Here is a 6,959-nt window from a genome sequence, read left to right as displayed (position 1 = left end):
TGTCGAGAAATGCACTGAGTAAACCATTAAGTACAATAATCTTTGCCTCGCCCATTATTCCTCCGCCACCCGTAGCGCGGCCCCAAATAGTGTAGGTCGGATTGGCTGGTGCACCTGCATCACGAGCTATAAGGAGCACTCCTGTGCCGCGGTTGACCCTTCCACTGCGGGCAAGATTAATAGCAAATTGATTTTCAGAGAGTGTGGTTACCCCCCTTCTGAGTTCAAGGTTTCCGGCACTGATGGTCCTCGTTGCACCTGCAGTATTGTCAAGCTGAACTGCTGCAATAATGACATTATTACCTGCAGGTACTGTTGAATTATGTGTGAGAATAGTGGTTCCTGCCGCTACAGTTACAATACCAACATTTCCACCGTCCTGAAAACTTGAACTGGGTGCATTATTGATAACTATCATCTTCACTTCACCTGAGATGCCGGCACCTGAGGCAATTGCAGTCACATCGTAGGTTGGATATGGGCCTACCCCTACATCTCTATAAAGTAAAAATTGCGTTTCTTGAGGGAAATTAGTTGCGCTTGGTGCTGCCCCGCCGCCAACCCTGATCAGGCTCTGGTTTGAAGCCAATGTTGTTCCTCCTCTTCTAAGCCTGAGATTTCCAAGAGCAATGTCTCGCGAAGGAGCTGTGTTTTTTCGTAATGAGACTGCCACGATAATCAGATTATTGCCAGAGGGAAAGGTAGTGCTTAAACTGCCAATATTTGTTTCAGTAGTGCCTATTGCCACAGAGCCTCCATCTAAAAAAGCTGCTGATGGAACTATTGCCACTGCTTTCTCTACTACCCTCTGAATGTTGCCAAAAGGGTTGGTAATGGTTCCAGTGGAACGGATAAGACACTGGTTTTGAATCACTGATGCGCCAAATGAATGATTGGCCTCAATAGTCCCATTTGCGCCCCTTTTTGCCACAATAAAGTTATTTCCTGATATATAAGAATAATCGATTTCCTCAGAGTCAATTCTGATTCTTCCGTAAGGGGCATAACCTGCAGTGGATACTGCTGGGATAGTAAGAGTACCAATAAAAATATTTGCAGTTAAGGTAGTCGAAGGTGAGGGATTGTATAAGGTTCCGGTGGTACTAAAGCTTCCCAGCCCTAAGGGGATATTGTTGTATGTAAGCAAGGCACAGGCAGTCCCAGTCCACTTAAAACCTCCTAATGCCCTTTCCAGTCCTCCTTCTGCAATGCTGAAGGCCTGCATTCCCTGCACTTCCTGCACACTCACACCGCTTCCTGTTGTAATCAGTGTGACAATAACTGCTGCGAATAAAGAGAGCATTAAAAGCGCAAGGACAGTGGCAATAATTGAGACACCGGATTTATTCTTAATAAATTTCATCACAGGTTCCTCGGATAGACCTCTGACTGAAGTGTAACGCTTTGGCCAGAGGTGGTAGTGGTAACTGTTATAGCTATCCTTATTCGTTTAATATTGGTCGTGGTTGTGCAACCCACTGTAGGTGCAGGAAGTATGTTCCCACTTGCATCATAATATGTAAGTGTCAGAGTAATTGGATTGCCTGAAGCGAGGTTATACCATGTCCCTGCATTTTCTCTCCGCTGAATGTTAGTTGTTCCAGATAGAGTAAATTCTATGCGTTTAACAGGGTTGGCTGTATCATCTGTGAATCCATAAAAATCAATATTTGTTGCAGTTGCATTGCAAATACTCTGATTATCCCTCGTATTCCTTATCTCCCTCGTCATCCTTTCCATTGCAATCCTTGCCTGGTCAAGGGCCTCGTTACGGCTTTCAGAGAAGATGTAGCCCTTTGTCCCTTCTGTAATGACCATTGCTGTAACTCCGGCAATGATACCTATAATGGTGATTACAATAATGGCCTCTATCAGGGTAAAACCCTTTTTATTAGTGAACAGTGAACAGTGAACAGTGAACAGTTTTTCTAAGCAACTTTTAACTTTTAACTTTAAACTTTCAACTTTCATTTTCAGTAATTTGTCACCACAGTCACAAGCTCAACAGAGCCAATCGTTGTGTTTGAGACAGTTACCCGGATGCGCTTATAATCACTTGGCCCTGCCACGCAGGCATTTAAATCTGCTGTATTTACATAACAGACCTGGACATCTCGTGTATAGCTTACCCCTCCCCATGGGCATGTTTCAGAGTAGCCATTATAGTCATCAACATCATCAAAAGTCGATGGAGTTCCAGTACATGCTGTCCTTGCCTCCCCATCCGGGCCAATGGCAGAATATACGCCAGGTGGTATTGGAGAATTCTCATCCCATCTCTTTGACTTTATCTCCTCCATCAAGCCCTGCGCAAGGTTAGCGGCAATAACCCTTAGCTCAGCGTCAACTCCTTGCCTTGCACCCTGACCTAAAACCCAGAGGAGGGTTGGAAGTGCAATCGCAACTATAATAATTATGAGCAGAAGCTCTATCAGTGTAAAACCTTTTTTATTAGTAGACAGTTTTTTAAAATAACTTTGAACCTTGAACTTTGAACCTTGAACTTTCATTTAATAGCTTACCCTTCCTGTGCCTGCTTCTATGGTTATTGGCTTACTGCCATTATAGGTGACTGTTACAGTCTGGGTGACAACAGGATTTCCTGTAGCAGGGTCCACTGGTGTGCCTATAGAATTAAAGGCAATAGTGATTGCAGAGACACTAACTCCATTATAATTGCTGCACCGAGAAGCATTAAAATCTACCACAAAATTACCAGCTCCGTCGTCAGAGCATGCATCTCCAGGGCTCCGTGCAGGGTCTGCTACATTTCCATTTTCAAATACCGTATAACCTGTTCCACTAAAAACTATACCGCACCTTGTCTGAGTTGATATTGCGAGTTTCTGGGCATATCTTATATCCGCTGCTACCTTTCTTGCTGCACCCTCCAGCTTGAAAGAGGTTGTCCTCAGGGCCACAACTGCGGCAATAATACCTATGATTGCAATAATGATGATCGTCTCAATGAGGGTAAACCCTGCCCCCTTTTCAACTTTTCCGAATGAACTGCTTTTATATGCGAATATAAACCTCATATATTAAAAATTAGCAATCCATATACCAGATTTTTATCCTGATATATCGGGGATAAAATCAATCTTAGCCTGATTTTTGGGTAAATCTTTCCCCATTGTATTACTGTAATTGCCATCCTTTGAATTAAATCCCTTTTTTTGATTTTGCCCTCCTTTACAAAAGGGTTGTCAATCAATCGGTTTTTATGCAATAATTTATATATGGTTAATAAGATAATAACAATTATAGCACTTATAACACTTTTTACTATTTCAGCCTGTGTTACTCCAACAAAGCCTGTAGCATTTGAGCCTCCGGTGTCAGATCCGCCCAAAGAGGCATATTATTATTACATACTTGCTTATGAGGCAGAGATTAATGGCGACTGGGAAGATGCCTTAAAATATTATAAGTTAGCTTTAGAAAAAGACCCCGCTTCAACTTATCTTAAAACCCAGTTGAGTTATCTCCTTCTCAGAATTGATAAAATCGACGATGCTATTAAGATAATGGAAGATACTGTGAAGGAGAACCCTGATTACGTCCCGGCCCTTCTCCTCCTCGGAGAGCTTTATACCAGTAAAAAAAGGCTTAACGATGCAGTGGCTATTTATAAAAAGATTATAGAGATAGCCCCTGATAAGGCCGAGGCGTATCTTTTCCTGGGGGCGTTATACGCCATTGATAAGAAATATGATAATTCAATAGAATTACTGAAGCAGTTGCTCGCTATTTACCCGGATAATGTAATGGCCATCTATTATCTCGGGAATGTATATGTTGATCAGAAAAACTATCAGGAGGCCATAAAACATCTTGAGAAGGCTATTGAGCTGAGGCCGACTTTTGAGGCTTCTTATGTGCTGTTAGGATTTGCATATGAGGGCATGGAAAAATTTGATAAAGCGGCTGAAAATTATAAAAAGGCAATAGAATTAAACCCTCATAACACAGATACCAAGGAGAGGCTGGCCAGGCTGTATATCAAACAGAAGTCTCCTGAAAAAGCACTGGAACAATTCAGAGAGATAGGCAGGCAGCAACCTGACAATATGGATGCGCACATTAAGATGGCCCTTATCTATGTGGGTGAGGGACAGTTTGAGAAGGCAGTAGAGGAACTGCGGCTTGTGGTGGCTGCAATGCCCGAGGACCCAAAGGCAAGGTATTATCTCGGCAGTATTCTCGAAGAAATGGGAAAGTACAATGAGGCTATAGAACAATTCAAGGTTGTTATTGCTCTTGAGCCAAATAATCTTGGAGGGTTTCTGCATTTAGGTTTTCTTTACGGCAAACTCGACAGGTTTGAAGAGGCGATAAAATTATATGAGGAAGTGCTGAGCTTTGAGACAAAAAAACCTGAGGTATATATTTATCTTGCCCTTACTTATATACAGAGGAAAAACTACTCAAAGGCTGAGGAGACCTTGAAAAAAGGCCTTGCTATTTTCCCGATGCATGATGAAATTAACTTCAACCTTGCTGTTGTCTATGAAAAGACGCGCAGGTTAGACGAAATGTTCGCCCAGCTTAAGAAGACAATCGAGATTAATCCAAAACATGCAGATGCCCTTAATTATCTCGGCTACAGCTATGCAGACAGAGGAATAAACCTCGATGAGGCATTTGACCTGGTAAAGAAAGCATTAGAAATAAAACCAGATAGTGGCTATATTATAGACAGCCTCGGCTGGGTCTTTTTTAAAAAAGGTCTATATAATGATGCCCTCAGGGAACTAAAAAGGGCCTCGGAAATCGTGAAGGACGACCCTGTCATTTATGAACACCTTGGAGATGTTTATATAAGCATTAGTAATAAGGAGAAAGCCGAAGAAGAATGGAATAAGGCCTTGAAATTCCATGAGAAAGAAGAGGGACTGAAGGAGCGGGTTGAAGAAAAAATTAAAAATTTAAAATTAAAAACTCAAAAACAAGGAACCCCATAATTTTTAATTTTGGCTCATCTCCAAAAAAGGTTGCGATAATCGTAAGGATTCAAGGTTCAAGGATAAATCGTAATGCGTAATGAGTAACGTGCAAAATAAATACACATAACGCATCACGCATTACGGTCCTTTTTAGTAACTATGTTCACTTTAAAGGCTCCTGCAAAGATAAACTGGCTCCTGGAGGTCATGGGTTTACGGGACGATGGGTATCATGAGATTCGGAGCCTTATTCAAAAGGTCACCCTCTATGATGTCCTGACCTTTGCACCTTTTGAAGAAATAACCCTGACAACTAACTCTCAAATCCCTGTTAAAGAAAACCTTGTTTTCAAGGCGGCCACCATACTCAGAAAAACTTATAACGTAAAAGCCGGTGCCAGAATCCATCTAAGGAAGTATATCCCCGCAGGTGCCGGCCTTGGTGGCGGCAGTAGCGATGCAGCAACGACCCTGATAGGTCTTAACAGGCTATGGGGTCTTGAACTCAGACAAAAAGAACTTCACGCCATAGCTGAGATGCTCGGTTCTGATGTCCCATTTTTTCTATACGAGCCGCTTTCACTTGTAAGTGGAAGGGGTGAAAAGATAAGTCCGCTCAAGGCAAGTAATCCGATTGATATCCTGTTTGTGAAGCCAGGGATAACAGTGTCAACTGCATGGGCGTATAACAACCTGCCTGCTCAGATATATCAGGGCAGGAATTTAAAGTCGTCCCGCCTCGGCGGGACTGAGTTGACAAAGAAAGACAACAATATTAAACTACTTTGTCAATCACTTAAACAGGCAGATATCTCTACTCTTAGTAAAGTCATATTCAATGACCTCGAGATTGTCACAGGAGGGAGTTTCCCTGTAATTGCGGCGATAAAAGATAGGCTGCTGAAAGAAGGTGCAGTAGCTTCTATGATGAGTGGAAGTGGGCCTACAGTTTTCGGGGTTTTTGATTCTAAAAAGAGCGCTGAAAATGCCTCAAAGGCTTTTAAAGGTCGGTACGACTCGATTCCGAGCTTGTGGACGGCAGTGGTAAAGACACTAATTAGTGACAAGTGACGAGTGACAAGTGACAAAAGCAGGGGCGGGGTCAGTGAGAAGTGGGAGGTTGGGGCGTCGACAAACGGCAAGTCAGGAGACTTTGGATCTCCCATATGGGGGTTCGAATCCTCCCGCCCCAGCCAAAAAATAGAACTAAGAACTAAGAGCAAAGAACTAAGAAGGAGATATTAACTTCCCATTTCTTAGTTTGGAGGGCAGAATGCCAGAGGGCATCAAACTTTTTACAGGTAATGCTAACAGGGCCTTAGCAAAGGAGGTGGCAGATTACCTTGATATTAATCTGGGGGATGCTGCTGTTTCTGCTTTCACTGATGGTGAGATAATGGTTCAGATAAATGAAAATGTCAGGGGAGCCGATGTATTCATCATTCAACCTACGTGCACACCGGTTAACCACAATCTTATGGAACTGCTCCTTATGGTAGATGCTCTTAAAAGGGCCTCTGCCAGGAGGATTACGGCTGTTATCCCTTATTACGGATATGCAAGGCAGGACAGGAAGGTTCAGCCGAGGGTTCCTATTTCAGCCAAGCTCGTAGCAGACCTGATAACCGCTGCAGGGACAGACAGGGTGCTTACGATTGACTTACACGCCGGTCAAATTCAGGGGTTTTTCAATATCCCTGTTGATAATCTTTATGCAACCCCTGTGCTTCTTGATTACATCAGGAAAGAGTTGCATGATGGGATAGTCATTGTTTCTCCGGATGCGGGAGGTGTTGAAAGGGCAAGGGCCTTTGCAAAAAGACTTCAGGTCTCATTAGCCATAATAGATAAGCGAAGGGAAAAGGTAAATGAATCACAGGTGATGAATGTTATTGGAGATGTTGACGGTAAAGACGCTATACTGCTGGATGACATGATTGATACTGCCGGAACTATTACCCAGGCAGTATCTGCAATAAAAGAAAAAGGGGCAAGGCATATCTTTGCGGCATG

General features: G+C 42.9%; 7 protein-coding genes and 1 tRNA gene. 4 read left to right on the top strand and 4 right to left on the bottom strand.

The features are described 5' to 3' along the window. From HZC12_07365 to HZC12_07350, 4 genes are all read right to left on the bottom strand, one after another. Positions 1 to 1,363, bottom strand: a 1,363-nt coding sequence (locus HZC12_07365) for a hypothetical protein (GenBank protein ID MBI5026528.1), incomplete at its 3' end; no start/stop codon positions are given. Beyond that, entirely contained in the window at positions 1,363 to 1,971 is a 609-nt protein-coding gene (locus HZC12_07360; GenBank protein ID MBI5026527.1) for a prepilin-type N-terminal cleavage/methylation domain-containing protein, read from the bottom strand. The genes HZC12_07365 and HZC12_07360, both read right to left, overlap by 1 nt. 2 nt (positions 1,972 to 1,973) lie before the next feature. Further along, a complete protein-coding gene (locus HZC12_07355; GenBank protein MBI5026526.1) occupies positions 1,974 to 2,510 on the bottom strand; it encodes a prepilin-type N-terminal cleavage/methylation domain-containing protein in 537 nt (178 codons plus the stop codon). Next, positions 2,511 to 3,038, bottom strand: a complete 528-nt coding sequence (locus HZC12_07350) for a prepilin-type N-terminal cleavage/methylation domain-containing protein (GenBank protein MBI5026525.1) — start codon at positions 3,036 to 3,038, stop codon at positions 2,511 to 2,513. It abuts the gene before it with no gap. A 201-nt stretch (positions 3,039 to 3,239) separates the two neighbouring features. On the opposite strand from HZC12_07350, the gene HZC12_07345 reads away from it, so the two are divergent. The 4 genes from HZC12_07345 to HZC12_07330 all read left to right on the top strand — a co-directional run. Further along, on the top strand, positions 3,240 to 4,964 hold the full coding sequence (locus HZC12_07345; GenBank protein MBI5026524.1) for a tetratricopeptide repeat protein: 1,725 nt from the start codon (positions 3,240 to 3,242) through the stop codon (positions 4,962 to 4,964). A gap of 141 nt (positions 4,965 to 5,105) precedes the next feature. Next, a complete protein-coding gene (gene ispE, locus HZC12_07340; GenBank protein MBI5026523.1) occupies positions 5,106 to 6,017 on the top strand; it encodes a 4-(cytidine 5'-diphospho)-2-C-methyl-D-erythritol kinase in 912 nt (303 codons plus the stop codon). Positions 6,018 to 6,067: 50 nt separating this feature from the next. Beyond that, a tRNA-Gln gene (locus tag HZC12_07335) sits at positions 6,068 to 6,142 on the top strand. Between the two features lie 77 nt (positions 6,143 to 6,219). Then, a partial coding sequence (locus HZC12_07330) for a ribose-phosphate pyrophosphokinase (protein MBI5026522.1) occupies positions 6,220 to 6,959 on the top strand: 740 nt, incomplete at its 3' end.

Source organism: Nitrospirota bacterium (genome assembly GCA_016214385.1).
GTDB lineage: Bacteria > Nitrospirota > Thermodesulfovibrionia > UBA6902 > JACROP01 > JACROP01.
This window is presented reverse-complemented; position numbering and strand designations above follow the sequence as displayed.

Bases quoted from the DNA above. Each gene is read 5' to 3' on its own strand.
- HZC12_07360 (MBI5026527.1), bottom strand. From the start codon at position 1,971: ATGAAAGTTGAAAGTTTAAAGTTAAAAGTTAAAAGTTGCTTAGAAAAA.
- HZC12_07355 (MBI5026526.1), bottom strand. From the start codon at position 2,510: ATGAAAGTTCAAGGTTCAAAGTTCAAGGTTCAAAGTTATTTTAAAAAA.
- HZC12_07350 (MBI5026525.1), bottom strand. From the start codon at position 3,038: ATGAGGTTTATATTCGCATATAAAAGCAGTTCATTCGGAAAAGTTGAA.
- HZC12_07345 (MBI5026524.1), top strand. From the start codon at position 3,240: ATGGTTAATAAGATAATAACAATTATAGCACTTATAACACTTTTTACT.
- ispE (MBI5026523.1), top strand. From the start codon at position 5,106: ATGTTCACTTTAAAGGCTCCTGCAAAGATAAACTGGCTCCTGGAGGTC.